The organism is Sphingomonas parva (ex Maeng et al. 2020), from assembly GCF_004564275.1.
Taxonomy (GTDB): domain Bacteria; phylum Pseudomonadota; class Alphaproteobacteria; order Sphingomonadales; family Sphingomonadaceae; genus Allosphingosinicella; species Allosphingosinicella parva.
Window position 1 is genome coordinate 1 of sequence record NZ_SPDV01000027.1, and the last position, 20,758, is coordinate 20,758.

Genomic DNA, 20,758 nt, shown 5'->3' on the forward strand with positions numbered 1-20,758 from the left:
GGCCGTCGGGCGAGAAGCGCGGCTGCACCTCATAGGGCATGCCCTCGGCGATGCGGGTGGCGCGGCCGCCGGCGATCGGCAAGGTGTAGATGTCGCCGAGCAGGTCGAAGGCGACGGTGCGGCCGTCGGGGCTGACGTCGATATTCATCCACGTGCCCTCGTCGACGTCGATCGCCACGTTGCGCGTCTTCACCGGCGGCGCGGCGACGTCCCATGTCTTCGGCTCGGCCTTGGGCGCCTTTCCGTTTTGGGCGAGGGCGGTCGAGGACAGGAGGAGAAAGGCGGCCGCGGCGATGCGCTTCTTCATGGAGACTCCGGCAGAGACGAGCCGCGCGAAGGACACGCGCGGCGGGATGCGGTGTGGGTGCCCGATCGCGGGTGGGGCGGCAAGAGGCTGGGCGGGCGCCAGCGCCGGGGCGGAGCGACTGCGCAAGAGCGGGCAAGGGGGCTGCAATCCTCCCTGTCGCCGAAGGCGATGGGGAGGGGGACCGCGCGGAGCGCGGTGGAGGGGCCGGGAACGACAACCAGCTCCGGCCCCTCCACCAGCCTTCGCCTGATCCCCCTCCCCATGAGGCTTCGCCTCACAGGGAGGATTGTGGGGCCCGCCACGACAGGCTGGCATTTGCCGCTTGGGCGAGTAAGGGCGTCGACACCGAGCAGCAGCAGGGTGAGACGACATGGCCGATCAGAAGACGCCCAGGACCCTCCGCTCGCGCGCCTGGTTCGACGATCCTTCGAACGCCGACATGACCGCGCTCTATCTCGAGCGCTACATGAACTTCGGCCTGGCGCTGGAGGAATTGCAGTCGGGCAAGCCGATCATCGGCATCGCCCAGACCGGCAGCGATCTCAGCCCGTGCAACCGCCACCATCTCGTCCTCGCCGAACGGATCCGCGCCGGGATCGTCGAGGCGGGCGGAATCCCGTTCGAATTCCCGGTCCACCCGATCCAGGAGACCGGCAAGAGGCCGACGGCGGGGCTCGACCGCAACCTCGCGTACATAGGCCTGGTCGAGATATTGTTTGGCTATCCGCTCGACGGCGTGGTGCTGACCACCGGCTGCGACAAGACCACCCCGGCGTGTTTGATGGCGGCGGCGACGGTGAACATCCCGGCGATCTCTTTGTCGGTCGGGCCGATGCTGAACGGCTGGCACAGAGGCGAGCGCACCGGATCGGGCACGATCGTCTGGAAGGCGCGCGAGCTGCTCGCCTCGGGCGAGATCGACTATCAGGGCTTCATCAAACTGGTCGCCTCGTCGGCGCCGTCGACCGGCTTCTGCAACACGATGGGCACGGCGAGCACGATGAACGGGCTGGCCGAGGCGCTCGGCATGTCGCTGCCCGGCTCGGCGGCGATCCCGGCGCCCTATCGCGACCGCCAGGAGGCGGCGTACCGGACCGGGCTGCAGATCGTCGAGATGGTCGAGGCGGACAGGAAGCCGAGCGACGTGCTCAGCCGCGAATCCTTCCTCAACGCGATAAGGGTCAACGCCGCGATCGGCGGCTCGACCAACGCGCCGATCCACCTCGCCGCGCTCGCCCGCCACGCCGGCGTCGAGCTCGCGATCGACGACTGGCAGGACTACGGCCGCGACATCCCCTTGCTGGTCAACCTCCAGCCGGCCGGCGAATATCTCGGCGAGGATTTCTACCGCGCCGGCGGCGTGCCCGCGGTGGTCGGCGAGCTGATCCGCCAGGGGCTGATCGACGAGGGGGCGATGACGGTGAACGGCCGCACCATCGGCGACAATTGCCGCGGCGTCGCGATCGAGGACGAGAAAGTGATCCGCCCCTACGGCCGGCCGCTGAAGGCGGCGGCCGGCTTCTCGGTGCTGCGCGGCAATCTGTTCGACAGCGCGGTGATGAAGCTGAGCGTCATCTCCGACGAGTTCCGCAGGCGCTACCTCAGCAATCCCGACGATCCCGACGCCTTCGAGGGGCCGGTCGTGGTGTTCGACGGGCCGGAGGATTATCACGCACGGATCGACGATCCGGCGACCGGCATCGACGAGAACACCATCCTGATCATGCGGGGCGCCGGGCCGATCGGCTATCCGGGCGCGGCCGAGGTGGTCAACATGCGGCCGCCGGCCAAGCTGATCAAGGCGGGCGTCCATGCCTTGCCGTGCATGGGCGACGGCCGCCAGTCGGGCACCTCCGGCTCGCCCTCGATCCTCAACGCCTCGCCCGAGGCGGCGGCGATGGGCGGCCTCGCCTTGCTCAGGACCGGCGACCGGGTGCGGATCGATTTGAGGAAAGGCGAGGCCAACATGCTCGTGCCCGACGAGGAGATCGCGGCGCGGCGGGCGGCGCTCGAGGCCGAGGGCGGCTATGCCTATCCGGCCAGCCAGACCCCCTGGCAGGAGATCCAGCGCGACACCGTGGGGCAGCTGGAGACCGGCGCGGTGATCGAGCCGGCGGTGAAGTACCAGCGCCTGGCGCAGACCTTCGGCGTGCCGCGGCACAATCATTGAGCCGCTCAATCCTCCCTGTCGCCGAAGGCGATGGGGAGGGGGACCGCGTGAAACGCGGTGGAGGGGCGGGGTCGAGTCAGTGCCAGCCCCTCCACCACGACGCATTTGCGTCGTGGATGACGAGGTGCAGGCTGCTCCCAGCAGCCTGCAGTCGTGCCGGGGGGGGCACGACGGACCTCGTCATTCCCCGTGCCGGGGAGGAATGCCCCTCCACCAGGCTTCGCCGTCGGCTGCTCCGCAGCCGGTTCCGGCTCTCGGCCCCTCCACCAGGCTTCGCCTGGTCCCCCTCCCCATCGCCTTCGGCGACAGGGAGGATTAGGGGCTCAGAGCGCCTTCACCGCGACCGGCTTGTGGGCGACGCTGCCGAGGCGGTTGCGCAGCGCGAGCGCGAAGGGCTCGGCCTCGATCTCGAAGACGTCGCCTTCCTCGGTGCGGACACCGTCGGCGAAGGAGAGGGTGGCGGTGCCGAAGAAGTGGACGTGGACGTCGCCGGGGCGGCGGAACAGGTCGTATTTGAAATGGTGGTGCTCGAGGTTGGCGAGGCTGTGCGACATGTTGGCCTCGCCGGAGAGGAAGGGCTTCTCCCAGATCGTCTCGCCGCCGCGTACGATCCGGCTGGTGCCGCGCACGTCGGCCGGGAGGTCGCCGACCAGCAGCTCGGCGCCGATCGCCGCCGGGCGCAATTTCGAATGGGCGAGCCAGAGGTAGTTGCCGCGCTCGGTGACGTGATCGGAGAATTCGTTGGCGAGCGCGAAGCCGAGGCGGCGCGGATTGCCGTCGCGGTCGATGACGTAGATTCCGGCGATCTCCGGCTCCTCGCTGCCGTCCTCGGCGAAGCCGGGCGAGGCGAGACTGTCGCCGGGGCCGACCAGGCACCCGCCGTCGCCCTTGTAGAACCATTCGGGCTGGACGCCCGCGCCCTCGGCCGGCTTGCCGCCCTCCAGGCCCATCAGGAACATGCGCATCGAATCGGTGGTCGCGCCGCCCGCCGCCGCCTTGTGCATCTTGTCGCGGCCCTCGGCCGAGCCGAGGTGGGTGAGGCCGGTGCCGGTGAGGTGGAGATGGGCGGGATCGTCATGGCCGATCGCGGGGAGCAGCCGCCCCTCGGCCTGCGCCGCGGCGAGATCGACCGGTTCGCCGGTGATCCGCGCGGCGACAGCGTCGGCCAGGCTGGTGCCGGCGTCGATCGCGGCGAGGGCGAGCTCGTAGGTGCCCGACACCCCGCCGACCCGCCGGGCGGCGCCGTCGTCCCTGATCGCCGCGACCATCGCCCGGCCGTCCGCCCCGCGCAGCTGCACCAGTCTCAATGCCATGGCCGATCCTCGTCCCAAGCCGGCGCCCGCACGCGCCAAGCTGCCCAGACATAGAGGCTGGCCGGACGCGCGTCGACGCGGCAATGTGCGCCGGCAGAAGAGAAGCCGCCCGAGCGGCAAAGGGAGAGACGATGGCGATGGCCCCATCCACCACCACCGGCGCGTCGGGCGCCGGCGCACCGACCCAGACCTACGGCCGGGCGCTGGCGCTGCTCGCCAGCCTGTTCTTCATGTGGGGCTTCATCACCGTGATCAACAACACGCTGCTGCCGCACCTGCGCAGCGTGTTCGACCTCAACTACACCCAGACGACCTTGATCGAGAGCGTCTGGTTCATCGCCTATTTCGTCGCGGCGATCCCCTCGGCGAAGCTGATCGAGCGGGTCGGCTACAAGAAGTCGCTGGTGATCGGCCTGCTCACCATGGCGGCCGGCGCGCTCGGCATGACGCTGGCGGCGAGCATCCCCTCCTACGGCGTGACGCTGACGATGCTGTTCGTCATCGCCGCCGGCATCACCCTGCTCCAGGTCGCCGCCAACCCGTACGTCGCGGTGGTCGGATCGCCGGAGACCTCCTCGTCGCGGCTCAACCTCGTCCAGGCGATGAACTCGGCCGGCACGATGCTGGCGCCGTCGTTCGGCGCCTGGCTCATCCTCGGCCGATCGGTCGGCGGGACGGCGAAGGAGGGGACGATGCTCACCCCCGCCGAGCGGCTCGCCGACGCCCAGTCGGTGATCCTGCCCTATGTGCTGGTGGCGGCGGTGCTGGTCGTCCTCGCGGTGGTGATCGCCCGCTTCAAATTGCCCGACATGGGCGCCGCCAGCCGCCGCGCCGCCGCCGAGGAGCGCAGGCACCATTCGCTCTGGCGCCACCGCAACCTCGTCTTCGGCGTGCCGGCGATCTTCATCTATCTGATCGCCGAGATCGGCGTCGCGAACCTGTTCGTGAACTTCGTCTCGCAGCGCGACATCGCCGACATCACCCACGAGCAGGCCGGCCACTACCTGACCTTCCTGTGGGGCGGGATGATGGTCGGCCGCTTCCTCGGCTCGGCGATCATGACGAAGATCCGCGCCGAGACGGTGCTCGCCGCTTTCTCGGTCGGCGCATTCGTGGTGATGCTGGTCGCGACCTTCGCCAGCGGCGAGACGGCGATGTGGGCGCTGATCAGCGTCGGCCTGTTCCACTCGATCATGTTCCCGACCATCTTCACCCTCGGCATCCGCGGTCTCGGCACGCTGACCGAGGAGGGTTCGGGCCTGCTGATCATGGCGATCGCCGGCGGCGCTTTGGTCGTCGTCCAGGGCTGGCTCGCCGACCGCTACGGCCTGCAGCTCTCGTTCCTGCTGACCGCCGCCTGCGAGGTGTACATCCTGTTCTACGCCCTCTGGGGCGCGAAGCCGACCAACGCGGTGGAGGACGTCAGGCCGGGCGAGGCCTGAGCGGGCGGTCTGGCGGGCTCGGCCTGAGCGGGCGCGGCCTGAGGGGGCGAGGGCGCGAGAGGAGAAAGGGGACATGATCGGCGGCCGCCTGACCCGAAGGACCTTCCTCGCCGGCGGCGCGGCGATCGGCCTCGCCGGCTGCGCCGCGACCCGGCGGGCCGGGGAAGCGCCGGCGTCGCCGCTGCGCAACCCGCTCGTCCGCCAGCGCGCCGACGCGCAGATCTTCCGGCACGGCGACGGGCAATATTACATGACCGCCTCGGTGCCCGAATACGACCGGATCGTGCTGCGCCGATCGCCCAGCCTCGCCGGCCTGGCGACGGCGGAGGAGACAGTGCTGTGGCGCCATCCGCCGACCGGCCCGATGTCGGGCTACATCTGGGCGCCGGAGCTGCACCGGATCGATCGCCGCTGGATCATGTACTTCGCGGCGGGGCCGGGCGGCGGCGGGGCGGGGGCGTTCCAGATCCGCACCTGGGCGCTCGCCTGCGACGATGCCGATCCGCTGACCGGGCGCTGGGAATTGCTCGGCCGGCTCGAGACGCCCTGGGACAGCTTCACCCTCGACTCGACCTCGTTCGTCCATCGCGGCACCCGCTGGCTCGCCTGGGCGCAGAAGGAGCCGGGGATCGCGACCAACTCGAACCTCTACCTCGCCCCGCTCGCCACGCCGCTGACCCTCGCCGCCCGGCCGACGCGGCTGACCGTCCCGACGCTCCCCTGGGAGATCCGGGGATACAAAGTGGCGGAGGGGCCGGCGCCTTTGATCCGCAACGGGCGGATCTTCATGACCTATTCGGCGAGCGCGACCGACGCGCGCTACTGCATGGGGATGCTGACCGCGCGCGACGACGCCGATTTGATGGACCCGGCGTCCTGGACCAAATCGCCCGAACCGGTGTTCAAGAGCGCGCCCGAGAACGGGATATACGGCCCCGGCCACAACAGCTTCACCGTCGACGAGCGCGGTCGCGGCGTCCTCGTCTACCACGCCCGCGATTACGAGAAGATCGAGGGCGATCCCCTGCTCGATCCGAACCGGCATACGCGGGTGCAATATTTCCGCTACCACGAGGACGGGACGCCGGACTTTGGGGTGCCGGTCGCGAACGGGCTGGTGCCGGCGCCGGCGTAGGGGAGAGTCGGGGGCGAGCCTGGTGGCGGGCGAGCCGCGGATTGCTCGAGCGCCTGTTTCGCCAGGAGCAGAGGCTACCGGCCTTCTGACGACCTCCCGCGCCGGCGGTGCGATGCTGCAGTGCGCCACCGTAAATCGACCGTTGTTTACGGTCGGAGCACCGCCGATTTGCTGCCGTGCAGCACGACCGGGGCGGCCGCCCACCGCCCCGCGCGCGCTTCTTCTCCAGGTCCCGACCTTCGAAGACGATGCGCTATCGCATCCGTGGCCGGGACTCACTTCGGCGCGGCTCTGCCTGCCGAGCCGTTCCTCGCGCTGACGCCGCTTACCCGTGCCCGAGGAGAGTGGCCGCGCCGCGAACATTGCTGTTGCGCGAAGGATCTGCGTTCTTTGTTCGTTCTACTCTAGTCAAGCGATTTTCGCAAGTAGCGAAATGACGCCGCGGCTTGGCGTCTGCGCCGCTGTTTCACCTGCTAAAACAGGAGAATCTACAGGCGCGGGCGGTGGGGAAGGCGCGACGCGCAGCGCCTCCGGGCGCGCCTCCCTCGGGAGAAGGCTGTGGCGGAGGGCGCCTCACGCCCCGAGTCGACTCGCGTCGTGCGGCTCGGAACAGGGGGCGTAACAGGGCCTGATGCCGCGGAAGAACAGGGCCGGCTCGTGCGCCAGGCTCGATCTCGACGGGATGCACCGTCGCCGTGACCCGGCCCCGCCCGCTTCCGTCAGGCGCGGGCTTCCCTGAAGGACACCAGCCGGCGCTTGCCTTCGTCCCAGAGCACGAGGCGGACCGAGCGCAGGCTCTCGGCGATGCCGACCCGGCCGATCGCGCGGAGGGCCGGCAGGGCCCGCATCGCCTCGTCCAGACGGTAGAAGGGGATACGGCTGGCGAGGTGGTGGACATGGTGGAGGCCGACATTGGCGCTCAGCCAGCGCAGGGCGGTGGGCAGCACGTAATGCGAGCTGCCGAACAGCGCGGCCTCGTGGAAGCTCCATTGCGCCTGCCGGTCCCACAGGGTGCGCTCGAACTGATGCTGTACGTAGAAGAGCCAGACGCCCAGGGTCGCGGCGACGAGCACGATGGGGATGTGGGCGAGCAGCAAGACCTGCCAGCCGATCAGCCAGCCCGCCGCGCCCGCGGCCAAAGCGATCGCCACGTTGGTGCCCATCGCGCTCGCCCAGGTCGCCCGGCCGGTCATGCCGACCGGCAGGCGGTGCTTGAGCAGGAACACATAGGCCGGCCCGATCCCGAACAGGACGAAAGGATGGCGGTACAGGCGGTAGGCGAGGCGTCCGGCGCGGCCGCGAGCCCTGAACTCCGCCACCGTCAGCGTGTCGAGATCGCCGAGCCCGCGGGCATCGAGGTTGCTGGTCCCGGCATGGTGGGCCGCGTGCGAGCGGCGCCAATATTCATAGGGGGTGAGCGTCAGGACGCCGAGCACCCGCCCGACCCAGTCGTTGGCGGACCGGCCCGGGAAGAACGCGCCGTGGCCGCAATCGTGCTGGATCAAGAACAGGCGCAGCAGGAACACGCCCGCCGGCAGCGCGAGGGCGAGGGCGAGCCAATGCCCGGCCTGGAGCGCGATTACTGTGGCCGCCCACAGGGCGGCGAACGGAAGGGCCGTGACGGCGAGCTCGTACAGGCTGCGGCGCGTGTCGGCCGCCCGGTAAGGCGACAGGTCACGAAGGAGGCGGCGGGGATCGACCTGGGCGGACGGCGGCGGGGCGGGGGAGTTCAAAAGCGACTTTCGGGGATAAGCTTACTGTGGGTGCGGGCAGTGCAAGCCGGCCCCGCGGCGGAGGCGGCTTGTTGATCGACCTGCGCGTTGAACGTGCGCCGGCCGAAATGGGTGCGGAGCCTCTAGAGTGAGATGCCAGCGCGGTCGAGTCATCCGGCGGGGTGCGGGCGCAGGGGCCTGCGCGATCTCGCCGGCCGTCATGGCGGCGATCACCCTTGTGCTCACCTCCGCCACATCGAGGGGGGAGGCGACCGCCGGCAGGTCGAAGGCGACCGGCGCCTCGTGTACCGGCGCAGCCATCACCGCCGAGGACCACGAAGAGACCTGCCACAGTCCCCTTGCTCGCAAGCCGCTCGGAACATATGATGAACATCTTACTTCGACGAGGCTCCGAGAAGTTGTGATGGACTCCCCCTCGCGCGTCACTGGCTGGCCGAACAAGCATGGTCTCGTCGGTATGAGTTCCCCGCCCGATCTTTACTCGCTGGCCAGTAAGAGAAGGTTAGAGATTGCATTTCGCAGCCGGACTAAGCAGTCTGCCGCAAAGCTCGAGGGGAGGGGCGATTTCCGGACCAATGCCCGACGTTCGTTGAATCCTTATCAGACAAGACCCGCACGTCTGCTAACGCAAATCTCGTATCGGACCGATATGATCCCGCCGGCGGCCGTCTACTGCGCGGGCTTTGAGCTGGCTATCTGGCGGTGCGAGGCACTCGCCGATCATCTTATCGAGTGGATTGCGGACTACGCCCTCCACGAGGATGAGCTGCGTGTCCACCACGGGAACATGTACGTTCGCCTCAAAGAGGCGGCGGCAAGGATTTACTCGAGCGCGATTTATGCCCAGCGCGGCGAGATTGGCGAGATTGTGCTTCACGCGATCTGCCGTGAGTTTTTCGGCACGATACCGTTCGCACCTCGGGTGTTCTACCTGACATCGTCAAACGACGTCGTGAAGTCTTTCGACATGGTCCATGTCCGCTATCCGGAGAGCGGGCCAGAGCTGTGGCTTGGCGAGGCGAAGTTTTACCAAGATGGCGTGGATGGCGCGCGAGCCGCCGTGAAGTCACTCACGGATCATATCGAGCGAGGCTTCCTCCAGAACGAAAAGCTAATCCTCGGTCCACAAGTATCGAAAAGCGTTCCTGAATATCAGCGCATCCGTAATCTTCTGTCGGTGCAGACATCCCTCGACGAGCTATTCAAAACCGCAATCTTCCCGATCGGCATCGCTAGCGAAAGCGTCGCTACTTCGTCGGCTGCGTCGATCTGCCAGGAGTATGCTTCGGCTCTCCATCTGGAGGTCGCTGAAATGTCCAAGGTGATAGCCGCCTCGGGATTGCCGCAGAAGGTGCGCATCGTGCTGATCCATCTTCCGCTCGGTTCTAAGCAGAAGCTCGCCGACGCCTTCGATGCTCGTCTTAAGGGGCTTAAGCCATGACGCTCGTGGGCATCGACTGGCAGGAGTTGAAGGACACGCCCGGCACCGAGCTACTGCCCAGGGTTTTCGCGATCATGCGGGATGCGGCCGTCGCCGTTCACGCTGCCGAGCCAGACGATCCCGCGCTTCTTCAAGTCATTCCGCGACTTGCCGACCTGATCCCATCGCGGAGGGAGCTGACGCCTCTTCGTGAGCCGTTCAGTGCCCTGGCCCGTGCCGTAGGCCTCTGGAACTACATCGATCGAGAAGCGGCGGACGACGTGGATCGGCTAATAGCCGAAGCGGTCACCGCGCCTGAGCTCGGCGGCATTACCTTTCACCGCGAGCAAATCGTAGCTCTAAACAAGCTGCTCTCCGGCGAGAATCTAATCCTCAGCGCACCGACGAGCTTCGGCAAGAGCCTCCTGATTGACGCTCTCTTGGCAACAGGCAAGTATGGGCGGGTCGCGATCGTGCTGCCGACGATCGCCCTGCTTGACGAGTTCCGGCGCCGTCTGCGCCGTCGCTTCTCCAGCCGTTTCGAGATCCTGATGCACCCGACAGACGTCGCGGCGGGTCGCAATGTCATCTTCCTCGGCACACAAGAGCGACTCATTGGACGAGAGGATCTCGGTGATCTCGATCTCACGGTCGTCGACGAATTCTACAAGCTAGATCCCCGTCGACGAGATGAGCGCCACGTAACGCTGAACGCAGCGGTCTATCGCTTACTTAGGCGTTCACGGCAGTTCTTCTTCCTGGGTCCGAACATCGACAACGTCCAAATGAACGTTGAGGGCCGATGGAGCTTTCAGTTTCTGAAGACCCGCTTCTCCACCGTCGCGGTCGACACGTTCGACCTCCGTCAAGCCGCCGACAAGGAGGCTCGGCTTTTGGACGAGTTGGCAGAGGAGCGGAACTGGCCCGCATTGGTTTTCGTGTCATCGCCCGATCGAGCTAATAGGCTGGCCGAAAGCGCGTCCGAGCAGATGGCTGTGTCGGAGAACACAACGGAATTCGCGGAGTGGCTGCGGGAGAACGTTGGGAGTAGGTGGCCGCTAGCGAAGGCTGTGGAGTACGGCTTCGGCGTACATCACGCCAGGGTGCCGAGGGCAATCGCGTCGCACATGGTCCGGATGTTCAATCGTTCTGAGCTGCCGGTATTGTTCTGCACCTCTACGCTTATCGAAGGCGTTAATACCGCTGCAAGGAGCGTTCTCATCTTCGATAAGAAGATTAGCCGCCAGAACTACGACTTCTTCACCTTCGCAAACATCAGAGGACGTGCTGGCCGGCTAGGTCAGCACCATGTTGGTCAGGTCTATCTATTTAACGAACCTCCGACGGCTGAGGAGACGGAGGTGTCGCCGACGCTCTTTGGAGATGACGAGAGCGCGTCAGACGATTACGTCGTACATCTAGAAGACGAGGACACGACCACTGCTATCGATGATCGCGTCACAGCGCTCCGCCAGTTACTGGACCTTACGAAGGCAGAACTGCGTCTTGCATCGGCGGTGGGGCTCGACACTGCACTGGCCCTCAAGCAACATGTCGACGCGTCTTTACGAGGACGCAGAGCTTTGGTCTGGTCTGGGTTGCCGGACTTCAATACCACGCTGGCGACGCTTGAAGTCATCTGCAAAGTTAAGAACGCTCGGGAGTTTGGTGCATTCTCAGCGAAGCAGCTAGCGTTCCTGATTGGAAGCCTCCGCTCGCATAAGTCTTTGAAGGCCTTCCTAATCGAGCGCGATCAGAATCTCACGAGCGATATCGCGACTTACGACAACGTGTTCAAGTTTCTGAGAGCGTGCGAATACGGTCTTCCGCAATTGTTTGCACTCGTCGAAATATTTGTCCGCAAGCGCTTTGTGATCGCCGACTACAGCTACTTCGTGCGCGAGATGAGTCGGTGGTTTCGTAACGAGGCCCTTCGGAACCTGGACGAGGAAGGGGTGCCGATACAGGTTTCGGAGCGCTTCGTTCAGCCCGGTGACGATAGGAACTCGTTGGCGCGCAGGCTGGCCTCCGTCGCGTTGTCGAACGACGAGAGGCTCACCCCCTTTGAGCGTGAATGGCTTCTTGCAGCTTTGGACATTGACCGCGACGGGGGCGTGCTCGCGCCAAACGGAATTGCATAGTTGGACATCATTGCGGTGAACTTCTCCACCCTTGTCGCTTCGTTCCTCTCTCCCAGCAAAAGGGGGACTTGGCACCATCAACACGCAAGCGAGACTGGCGAGCCTCGGCAAAGGCATGGCCCTGCCGCGCTTGGCTGCGACAGGTTTTCAGGAGGGCGCGGCAACGGCCGCCGCTAAGGCTGAAGGGGGAGGCATGATCGAGCATCTTCGGGCCGGCAAAACGGCCAATTTCCACAGGCTGAAGAGGCGCCTCAGCCTTGCCGCGGTGAGCGGCCTATTTACGTCGATCAGGGCAGCCCATGCGGAACCCTCGAACAATTTTTTCGCGCACCGGCGCGTGCCGCATGGTCCGGCCGTTTGGTCGGCGATCTGCTTCGCCTATGAGCAAAGGCCAGCGTTCCTAGCGGACGAGGCGCGCGCTGACGAAAGGGTTTGGGGCTTCCTGCTGCTGGTCGAGCATCGCGGCCATGCCGCGATCTTCAAATCTCGCCTCAACCTGCCCAATGCTTTCGCGACCCGCTATCTCGGGCGGGTATCCGCCGAGAGGGTGGACGCGGCCATCGCCCGTCAGGACGCGATCTTCGAGAAGGTGCGGCTTCGGAACCTTTCCGTCTCCGGTTTTGCCATGCGGACGAAGAGTTATGAGGCAAACGATCTCAAAGCGGTCGTTGGCCCAGCCGGAGCGAGCCGCTATGCGCCGCTCGGTTACGCACTCCGTGCGGGCGAGGACCATTACAGGACCACTCCCAGCACCGGACGCATCTCTTTGCGCTCGGAGCGAATCGGCCATCTTGAATTGGTCGATTATGCGGTCTCCGTAATCGATGATCTGCTCGGCGCGGGACCAGCCCGGAACGATTTCATTCGCACTTTCGCCCGTGCGGTGGACCTTGAGGAAGCTCTTGAGGCGGCTCGGCCGGCGGCCTTTGCCGTCGACATTGCCGGCTTAGCCGGAGCCATTCACGACACACGGCTGATCCGGCTCGTTCGCGTTGAGGAAGGTAACTGTTACCAGCTTCCAAAGGTCGAGGTGGACGCCCTTCTCGATCAACTTGGCCAAGTGTTGGAAGTCGGGGAGGTAGCGGGAAGGCTCTGCTCGTTGTCGCTTCCAGGGACGCACCAGGATCCGGTCGGCGCGATCGCGCTTAACAAATCCGATATCGCGCTGCGCAAGCTCGACCTTCCGCTAACTGCCGGCGTTTGGGTCGAGAAGACAGATTATCCGCTCGGGACCGACCCGAACCGGCTTCCGCTGCGCCGCTATATTGACAAGGAGAATGGCTATATCGTTCTCTTCAGCGACCCCGCTCTCGGCTATATAGCAGGAAATTTGTTTCGCGACGGCGCGATGGCCGAGGGCGGCGACGTGCTGCTGCGCTACCTCGTTACGAACGCGGACCTCGAGAATGTCACCGACGAAAAAGGGACGTTCGCGCAGGGCCAGACCGCGTTCGACGCGGATTCCACCTTTGGCGCGATCGTAGCCAGCGTCGCTGACGGAGACGAAATCCTAGTATGCGACGATCTTGGCGACGAATGGGCTGACTTCATCGGTCTCGACAATCGGGCCAGCCCGCCGCGCATCAGCTTCTATCACGGAAAGCACGGGCCCCTCTCCCTCGGCGCCAGCCCTTTCCACGTGTCCGTCAGCCAAGCCCAAAAGAATCTCGAGCGCATGATGCTCCCGGCCGCGGCCATGGGTGGCAAGATCAACGGCTGGAGGAACAATTACATCAGCGGGAGCAGCGTTCACACGGCGATCCCAAGGGTTGTCCGAGGTGATCCGGACCTGCTCGCGGCGGCCTTCGAGCAGGCACGGGCGGCCCCCGACGCCATACGGCGCGCTATGATCGTCACTTCCTCGCTCAGCAAAGGCGCAGTGGAGCAGGCCCTCGCTGACATTCGATCTGGCGGTCGCCCCGATCCTCACTTCATTCAGCTTTATCAGCTGCTGATGAGCTTCTTCTCGGCATGCACCGATATGAACGCGTTCGGGTATATCGTGTGCCGGCCATGATCACGAAGGGAAGCCGTGGATCAATGTCGCCGACACCGAAGCAGACCAAGGCATTGGCAATCGGCAATTCTCGGTTGCTGTAAGCTGTAAGCTGTAAGCTGTAAGCTGTAAGCTGAAAGCTGACAGTCCGCTTCTGGCGAGGTTCGGTCGAGGCTGAGCATAACGAAATGTGTGTTCCGGGCGCCCCGCGCGCACATTGCAGCTTGGAGGGATCATTAGGCAATGCTCCGAAGAGGGTCGTGCGCAACCAACTTGGTGCCCAAAGCCATGTTCCATGGAACGTTTCTTGGTTTGTACGTACATTATTGGTAACATCAACGCTGGCAATATAGTTCCCTGAAAGGATGCGCACGTGAGTCGAACGAGTGATCTTCACATCGACTTGATGAATCTCGAACAGGCCTGGATCGAGTTCCTGGCCGACCTGTTCGAGCGGGACGGCTGGGAAGTCCTTGCCAAGGATGTCAGCACCTCCTCGCGCGGAGAGCCTGACGTCTCGATTATGCAGCGCGGGTCGCACGTGTTGGTCGAGCTCAAGCTGATCCGCTCCGGCCTGGCTTCGCGCGCGCTTATCCACAACGCTGCTTCCAACCTGCTCGCGATGATGAAAGCCCGCCATGCCGAGGGAGGCATTCTGATTATTCCACAGCGGCTTACGAGAGAGGCCCGGCGCGCCTTCGATGACGTGTCCGGCGATACGATTGAATTGTGGGATTTGAACCGACTCATTGAGCACGTAACGCGCTTCCCAAACTTGAGCCGGCGGCTTGCCGACCTACTGCGTGCCCTCCAGATCGGCGCCGAAAACGCACCCAGCAACGCCACCACCGTTGCGATGCTCGACGACGCCGGCCAGGAGCTGCCACCGCCAGGTGAAGGCGCGCGGATCGCCAGCGCGCTCAAGGCGATAGAGCCGGGAAACAAGGGTGGCGCGGCCGCGAGCTTCGAGAAATTGTGCGAGGAGGCGCTCACGCTCCTGTTTGGCACGGAGCTTCTTGGCTGGCGGCGTCAATCGGCGATCGAAAATGGCTATCACCGGGTCGATCTGATCGCGCGGCTGCAACCCGTGCGGAGCGCGTTCTGGACGACTTTGTCGGCCGATTTTCGCGCGCGCTATATTGTTTTCGAGTTCAAGAACTACACCGATCCAATTGGCCAGGACCAGATCTACTCAACCGAACGTTATCTCTACGCCACGGCGCTGCGGTCGGTGGCGATCGTCATCGCGCGAAATGGCTATTCGGAGAACGCAAGCCGGACGGTCCGCGGGGCGCTTCGCGATCAGGGCAAGCTCATCCTGTGCCTCGACCTCGAAGAGTTTTGCAGCATGCTGCAGGCATTTGACACCGGCGACGAATATGAAAAGCCGCTTTTCGCGAAGCGCGACGACTTGCTGATGTCGTTGGCACGATGAGCTTTGGCTCCTGCTGGCGCCCGTCGCGGACCCCGAAGCGCCCGCCAGGCCTCGGAGAGCGAGCGGCTGCGTTTGCAGACCCGCACCACGTCGAGCTGGACGCGGTCGAAGGGGTCGATCGCCGCCAGCGCCTCGGCGCCGACCAGCGGTTCCAGCCCCTCCAGCGCTTCTGGGGCCGGGGTGCGGGCGCCGCCCCCGCCCCAGAACCGCTGCAGCCGCGCCTTCTCCGCCTCCACCGTGGCGACGTCGATCCGGCCGGCCCGGGCGAAGGTCGCGATGCGGATGAGGGTGGCTGCGAGATCGCTGAAGTTCCGGATCAATAGGGTTAGCCGCCAAATCGACGAAAGCGCGGCAGGCCTAGTTGTTGAACCGGGTCCCCGTGCGCTCGATGAAGAGGTGGCTTGGAATTTACTAAGCTCGTCTCCTATGGTCGGCGACCAAGGGGCGAGAAATGGCAGATTCTATCGGTCCAAATAGTGACAGCGACCAGAGCTCGCTCTGGACTGAGGAGCGCACGGGGCGACTGACGGAGCTCTGGGCACAAGGGCTGACTGCAGCCGAGATCGCGCGAGAGATCGGTATCCGTCGAAACGCGGTGATCGGGAAAGCGCATACACTCGGATTGGAATCGCGCGCCCTAGCTGACGCACTTACCCCCGATCCCAAAGATCCGATTATCTCCCTCGGCCGGTCCTCAGTTTCTTCGCTCGACATCCTCGATTGGTTCTGGCCAGACTCCGAGACCCCGTATCTTGCAAGTCCATTCGACGCGATCTTCGAAGTCGCAGCCGACATTATCAGTGCGCACGATTCGGAGCAGGCCGTCGTAATTCAGGCCGCAGAATTCATCGATGCTGCGCTAGCCTTTGCGCTCGAAGGATCGAGTCCGTCTTCGATAGGCAGCTTGCTCAAAAGCTACGAGATTATGCCGAGCCCTCGGGCGATGGACGCAGTGCGGGCATATCGTGCGGCTCCGCCCGGACTGCCGGCGGTGCGTCCGATCATCGGATGGGAGATCGTCGACATTCTGCGCGCTGCTGCGAGTATCCGTCGGCGCGTGGATCGCAAACCCAGTGCTATCAACCTGTCCCATCTGTTCGTGGCGCTGTTGTTGACCCCGTCGGGGCAGGCGGGCCTACGATCGCTTGATCAACTTACACGTGGAATTGATCCGTTCCGCCAGCTTGCGCTGGCAATCGCGGACGAACTCGCAAGAACGAAAAAATCTCCCTACCGCGAACCCTGGGAGTCGGTCCGAGGGGGGTTGGAGGCGATACGAGAGTTCGCGCCTTCCCGTTTTGATCGCGCAGGCTATTCGAGCGACCGCGTCAGGGCGGGCCAAGATGTCTTCGGCGCATCTGTCGATGCACGCGCGCTCGCTGACATCATCCTGCTGCGCGCCGCGGAGCCGCCGCTTGCAATCGGTGTGTTTGGACCCTGGGGTTCGGGCAAGAGCACCCTCCTCGCCGAACTCAAGACTGAGATCCGGGAGCAGGCGCTAGCGGAGCGTGCCGCTCTCGCCAACGGCGTCAGCGCGTCCGATGAGATCGCGCGAGTATCGGGCGTGCTGCAGCTCGAGTTCAACGCCTGGACCTTCGCTGACAGCGCCAACCTTTGGGCATCGATGACAGCCGAACTGTTCGATCAGATCGCTGCCGGTGGGATCGAAAACGCTGAGACCCACGGCGGCCGGCATGGTGCGGAGCTCGTCAACATAGTCGCAAACCGGACCGCCAAGGAACTCGAGCTGCTACGCGCCGCGACCGGCTATACTGCGGTGCAAGAGGAAAAGATCGCGGAGAGCCGGCGGCTGATCGCGGTCGCGGAATCGAGCGCCAAGCTCTCGCTAATCGGCGCAGCGGCCGACACCGCCCAGGCGTTGCTCGGCCCCGAGCGCAAACCTGACGATAAGGACAAGTTCGCGGCTAAGGCGAACTCGCCCGAGGAAACGGCGCTTGAGATTGTGCGCAGTGGTGTCCTGGCGGGCGAGAAGCCTGAGGAGCGCATCAGGCGCTATGCCGAAGCGAGCACGTCGATCGCCCGCTGGTTCTATGCGTCTCGTGACTATTTGCGCGGCGGCACGAGTTGGATGCGAAGGACACTCATCTCCGCCAGCGTGGTCGTGACGATCGCTACGGTCTATGTGCTCGTATTCGGATCCCCGGTCGCGCTCCCAAGCCATGGGCAACTCGCGCTCATCCTAATCGCGGTCGTTGGCTGGGTAGCGTCGATCCTGTCTTTCGGCTTGCCTGCGCTTCGGGTGGTCAGTCTGTTCCACGCCAAGATGCTCGAGCGACGCCGCCAAGCACGCGAGGACTTGGCCAAGGCGAAGGAGGCGCTCAGCGCCGGAGAGCGGGAATTGGCGGCGTCCAAATCGCAGGCCGACAAGAGCAAGGCCTTCGTCGATCATTATAGGAGGGTCGCCGAAGGCGGCTCGCCAGCGCCCGCGCTACTACTCGACTTCCTTCTGCGCGAATCAACGGATGTTGCCACCGTCCGTGCGAACCTCGGCTTGCTCAGCACCGTCCGCAAATGCTTCGAGCAGCTGAATTCGGTGATCAGCGCGATGCGGGAAAAGCGCGAGGCTGACCTGATCGAGCGGATCATCATCTATATCGACGACCTTGATCGCTGCCCGGAAAAACAGGTCGTGGAGGTACTTGAGGCGGTCCACCTGCTGCTGGCGTTCCCCTGCTTCGTGGTGGTCGTGGCGGTTGACCCGCAGTGGTTGAAGCTGTCGCTAGAAAAGCAATATGATCAACTCTCCCGGCTATCCGGCCCGAGCGCGGCCGATTATCTCGAAAAAATCTTCCAAATCCCCTTCTGGATCCGGCCGATTCGTGGCCGGAGTGATGATCCAGCGGCGACCGGCCGCTACCGCCGCTATGTGCGCGACCTGCTGGGCCAAGCCGCCATCGACGCGCAGGATTTCAATCCGCTTGCTGAGAACGAAAATCCCCACGTCCGGACAATATCAGGCTTTCGTCCGCTGCCGCCGGAAGCTCCCGAGGTTGAGCCGGCCGTCGCGCGCAGTCGTCTGCGACTAGACGCGATCGAGATTGTCTTCTTCGAGGCGATGGCGCCCCTTGCAGCCAAGTCGCCGCGCGCGGTCAAGCGGATGGCCAATCTCTATCGCTTAATACGGGCAGGCCTTACCGATGATCGGCGGCGAACTTTCCTGGATGCAAAGCGGCGGGACAGGGCTCCAACATACGCGACCGTCCAGTTCGCGCTCGCATGTGAAGTCGGGCTGCCCCAGGCGACCGTTGAAGCGATCGCGGCGGCGCTCCCCCTAGCGAAGCCGGACGACTGGGGCGACATACTCACGGCGTGCTCGACCGAACATATCCTCAGCCCGGACTCGTCGCTTGCTCCGCTACTAGCTGCGCTCCGGGACGGCAATGCCGTCGAGCCGTTTACGGAGGCGCTCACCGCTTTCTTCATGATCGGCTCAGGCATACCGCCGATTGAGCAGCTGGTCACATCTTTCGAGCTTGTTGGCCGTTACTCCTTCCGTTCGTGCTTCGGTTAAGGCTCGGGTCCAGCCCACTGGCGTGATCACTGAAGCCAAAAAGCCATCGATCGAAGAAGGTGGCGATTCCGACGATCGACAACCTGAAACGTATGGTTGGAAAACGTCCATTTTGTACGGAGGCAGCCGCACTAGCGGGCGGCCTCCTCCTGGCGGGCGAAGTTCGTGCCCGACTGGCTGGGATTGGGTCCGTAATTGTCCACTCATTGGACTGCCTTCCTACGTCAACGCTCTCCGGTTGATGGCTTCAGGCTCACAGTCGGCTCTCAGCCAATTGCAGCCTTTTCTCGCCCCATCCACCCCTCACTCCCGCACCCGCCGCCACTCCAGCCCGTACCGCTGCAGATATTTCCGCAGCCGATCCGCGTCGTTCGCGCTCGCCCGCCGCGTGCGCGAGGCGCTGAACAAAGCCCGACCCGCCTCCGAGAGCGAGCGGCTGCGCCGGCACACCCGCACCACCTCGGCGAGCTGGACACGGTCGAACGGGTCGATCGCCGCCAGCGCCTCGGCGCCGAGCAGCGCCTCGAGCGCGTCCGCCTCCGCACCCGCCGCACCCGCATGGCGACCTTCGCCTCCGCCCCAGAACCGCTGCAGCCGCGCCTTCTCGGCCTCGACGGTGGCGACGTCGATCCGGCCGGCGGGGGCGAAGGTCGCCATGCGGGTGACGCTGGCGGCGAGGTCGCGGAAATTGCCGGTCCAGGCGGCGTCGGGGGCGGTCGCGAAATCGAGGAAGGCGCGGCGCGCCTCCTTGTTGAAGCCGACGCGGGCGCCCTCGCGCTCGGCGAAGCGGTCGAGCTCGTAGTCGAGGTTGGGGGCGATGTCCTCGCGCCGGTCGCGCAGCGCCGGCAGCTCGAAGGTCCAGAGGTTGAGGCGGGCGAACAGATCGTCGCGGAACGCGCCCGCGGCGACGGCGCCGCCGAGTTCCTTGTTGGTGCCGGCGATCAGCTGGAAGTCGGAACCCACCTCCTTGTCGGCGCCGACGGGGAGGAAGCGCTTCTCCTCGATGGCGCGCAGGATCATCGCCTGCTCGTCGAGGCCGAGCTCGCCGATCTCGTCGAGGAACAGGACGCCCTTGTCGGCGGTGCGCAGCAGGCCGGGCCGGTCGGCGGCGGCGCCGGTGAACGCGCCCTTCCGGTGCCCGAACAGCGCCGACATCGCGCCGTCGCCCCTCAGCGTCGCGCAATTGACCTCGACGAACGGGCCGGAGACCTGGTGCTTCGCCCGCTTCAATTCGTAGATCTTGCGGGCGAGCTGCGACTTGCCGGCGCCGGTCGGCCCCATCAGCAGCATCGGCGCGCGTGAGCGGACCGCGACCTGCTCGATCTCGTCGATCATCCGGTTGAACGCGGGGTTGCGCGTCTCGATGCCCGACTTGAGGAACGAGCTGCCCTCCGCCGCCGCCGCGGCGAAGCGGGTGGCGATGCTGTCGTAGCGCGACAGATCGAGGTCGATCGCGCTCCATTTGCCGGCGGCGGCGCCCTCGGCCGGGCGCGACGGATTGGTCTGCAGCAGCCGGCCGGGCAGGTAGCGCGCCTCGGTGAGCAGGAACAGGCAGATCTGGGCGACGTGGGTGCCGGTGGTGATGTGGATCAGATAATCCTCGGCCTCCGGATCGAAGCGATAGGCGCGGGCGAAATCGAGCAACTTCCCATAGACCTCCTCGAAGTCCCAGGGATCGGCGAAGTCGAGCCGGCGGAGGTTGACCTCGGTCTCGGGCGAGACTCCGGCGATGTCGGCGCGGACATGTTTCGCCAGCCCCTCGTGCTGGCCGCCGTGGATCAGCTCGAGCCGGTCGACGCGCAGATCCTCGTGCATGCACAGGCCGACGGTCGGCCGCCACTTGTTCCAGCGCTCCGGGCCCTGCCTGCTCGCGTCGAGGGTGGAGCCGAGGAAGCCGATCACGACATTGGGTCTCATCCTTATACGATGAGATAGATTGCTAGACGTGTCGATAGGGATTCGGCGGGCGCTGCGCGGGTGACGCTGGAGGGCTGTTGCAGCGGGGCGGAGAATTTCCCACGTGAGAACAAGGCGTTGCGACTTTTCTGCAGCACGCGCAGGTAAACTGGCACGGCCTCTGCACTGTATTTTCCGTCGGACGGATCGTGTCGCCGCCCGACAAAGCGGCGGGGCG

11 protein-coding genes and 1 pseudogene are annotated in these 20,758 nt (G+C 65.2%); 8 read left to right on the forward strand and 4 right to left on the reverse strand.

The features are described from left to right. A partial coding sequence (locus E2493_RS13595) for a TolB family protein (protein WP_225421471.1) occupies positions 1-307 on the reverse strand: 307 nt, incomplete at its 3' end. Positions 308-677: 370 nt separating this feature from the next. On the opposite strand from E2493_RS13595, the gene E2493_RS13600 reads away from it, so the two are divergent. Beyond that, complete coding sequence (locus E2493_RS13600; protein WP_135087686.1) at positions 678-2,477, forward strand: IlvD/Edd family dehydratase; 1,800 nt, start codon at positions 678-680, stop codon at positions 2,475-2,477. Positions 2,478-2,800: 323 nt separating this feature from the next. Here the strand turns inward: E2493_RS13600 and araD1 are convergent, their stop codons facing one another. Further along, positions 2,801-3,790 carry an AraD1 family protein gene (araD1, locus tag E2493_RS13605; RefSeq protein WP_135087688.1) on the reverse strand — a complete coding sequence of 330 codons (990 nt, stop codon included), beginning with the start codon at positions 3,788-3,790 and terminating at the stop codon, positions 2,801-2,803. Between the two features lie 131 nt (positions 3,791-3,921). Between araD1 and E2493_RS13610 the strand changes: the two genes are divergently transcribed. Further along, positions 3,922-5,232 (forward strand): sugar MFS transporter, encoded by a 1,311-nt coding sequence (locus tag E2493_RS13610; protein ID WP_135087691.1) that lies wholly within the window; start codon positions 3,922-3,924, stop codon positions 5,230-5,232. Positions 5,233-5,308: 76 nt separating this feature from the next. After that, positions 5,309-6,355 (forward strand): annotated as a pseudogene (locus E2493_RS13615) (glycoside hydrolase family 43 protein); the annotation flags it as partial. Between the two features lie 731 nt (positions 6,356-7,086). Here the strand turns inward: E2493_RS13615 and E2493_RS13620 are convergent. Next, on the reverse strand, positions 7,087-8,100 hold the full coding sequence (locus E2493_RS13620; RefSeq protein WP_135087693.1) for a fatty acid desaturase: 1,014 nt from the start codon (positions 8,098-8,100) through the stop codon (positions 7,087-7,089). A gap of 199 nt (positions 8,101-8,299) precedes the next feature. Between E2493_RS13620 and E2493_RS13625 the strand changes: the two genes are divergently transcribed. The 5 genes from E2493_RS13625 to E2493_RS13645 all read left to right on the forward strand — a co-directional run bounded on the left by E2493_RS13625 (position 8,300) and on the right by E2493_RS13645 (position 18,624). Continuing rightward, the gene (locus E2493_RS13625) at positions 8,300-9,541 is read left to right on the forward strand and encodes a HamA C-terminal domain-containing protein (RefSeq protein ID WP_135087695.1); all 1,242 of its coding nucleotides are present in this window, start codon (positions 8,300-8,302) and stop codon (positions 9,539-9,541) included. Further along, positions 9,538-11,661, forward strand: a complete 2,124-nt coding sequence (locus E2493_RS13630; RefSeq protein ID WP_135087697.1) for a DEAD/DEAH box helicase — start codon at positions 9,538-9,540, stop codon at positions 11,659-11,661. Before E2493_RS13625 ends, E2493_RS13630 begins: the two co-directional genes overlap by 4 nt. 193 nt (positions 11,662-11,854) lie before the next feature. After that, positions 11,855-13,678, forward strand: a complete 1,824-nt coding sequence (locus tag E2493_RS21875) for a hypothetical protein (protein WP_225421472.1) — start codon at positions 11,855-11,857, stop codon at positions 13,676-13,678. A gap of 385 nt (positions 13,679-14,063) precedes the next feature. After that, a complete protein-coding gene (locus E2493_RS13640; protein ID WP_135087699.1) occupies positions 14,064-15,092 on the forward strand; it encodes a restriction endonuclease in 1,029 nt (342 codons plus the stop codon). Positions 15,093-15,543: 451 nt separating this feature from the next. Then, complete coding sequence (locus tag E2493_RS13645) at positions 15,544-18,624, forward strand: P-loop NTPase fold protein (protein ID WP_135087701.1); 3,081 nt, start codon at positions 15,544-15,546, stop codon at positions 18,622-18,624. A 303-nt stretch (positions 18,625-18,927) separates the two neighbouring features. Here E2493_RS13645 and rtcR read toward each other — a convergent pair whose 3' ends face one another. Then, positions 18,928-20,541 (reverse strand): RNA repair transcriptional activator RtcR, encoded by a 1,614-nt coding sequence (rtcR, locus tag E2493_RS13650; protein ID WP_135087703.1) that lies wholly within the window; start codon positions 20,539-20,541, stop codon positions 18,928-18,930. Positions 20,542-20,758 lie beyond the last annotated feature (217 nt).

What these genes read in the sequence shown, in the direction of transcription:
- E2493_RS13600 (WP_135087686.1), top strand. Translation starts at nt 678, where the DNA reads ATGGCCGATCAGAAGACGCCCAGGACCCTCCGCTCGCGCGCCTGGTTC.
- araD1 (WP_135087688.1), bottom strand. Translation starts at nt 3,790, where the DNA reads ATGGCATTGAGACTGGTGCAGCTGCGCGGGGCGGACGGCCGGGCGATG.
- E2493_RS13610 (WP_135087691.1), top strand. Translation starts at nt 3,922, where the DNA reads ATGGCGATGGCCCCATCCACCACCACCGGCGCGTCGGGCGCCGGCGCA.
- E2493_RS13625 (WP_135087695.1), top strand. Translation starts at nt 8,300, where the DNA reads ATGGCGGCGATCACCCTTGTGCTCACCTCCGCCACATCGAGGGGGGAG.
- E2493_RS13630 (WP_135087697.1), top strand. Translation starts at nt 9,538, where the DNA reads ATGACGCTCGTGGGCATCGACTGGCAGGAGTTGAAGGACACGCCCGGC.
- E2493_RS21875 (WP_225421472.1), top strand. Translation starts at nt 11,855, where the DNA reads ATGATCGAGCATCTTCGGGCCGGCAAAACGGCCAATTTCCACAGGCTG.
- E2493_RS13640 (WP_135087699.1), top strand. Translation starts at nt 14,064, where the DNA reads ATGAATCTCGAACAGGCCTGGATCGAGTTCCTGGCCGACCTGTTCGAG.
- E2493_RS13645 (WP_135087701.1), top strand. Translation starts at nt 15,544, where the DNA reads ATGGCAGATTCTATCGGTCCAAATAGTGACAGCGACCAGAGCTCGCTC.
- rtcR (WP_135087703.1), bottom strand. Translation starts at nt 20,541, where the DNA reads ATGAGACCCAATGTCGTGATCGGCTTCCTCGGCTCCACCCTCGACGCG.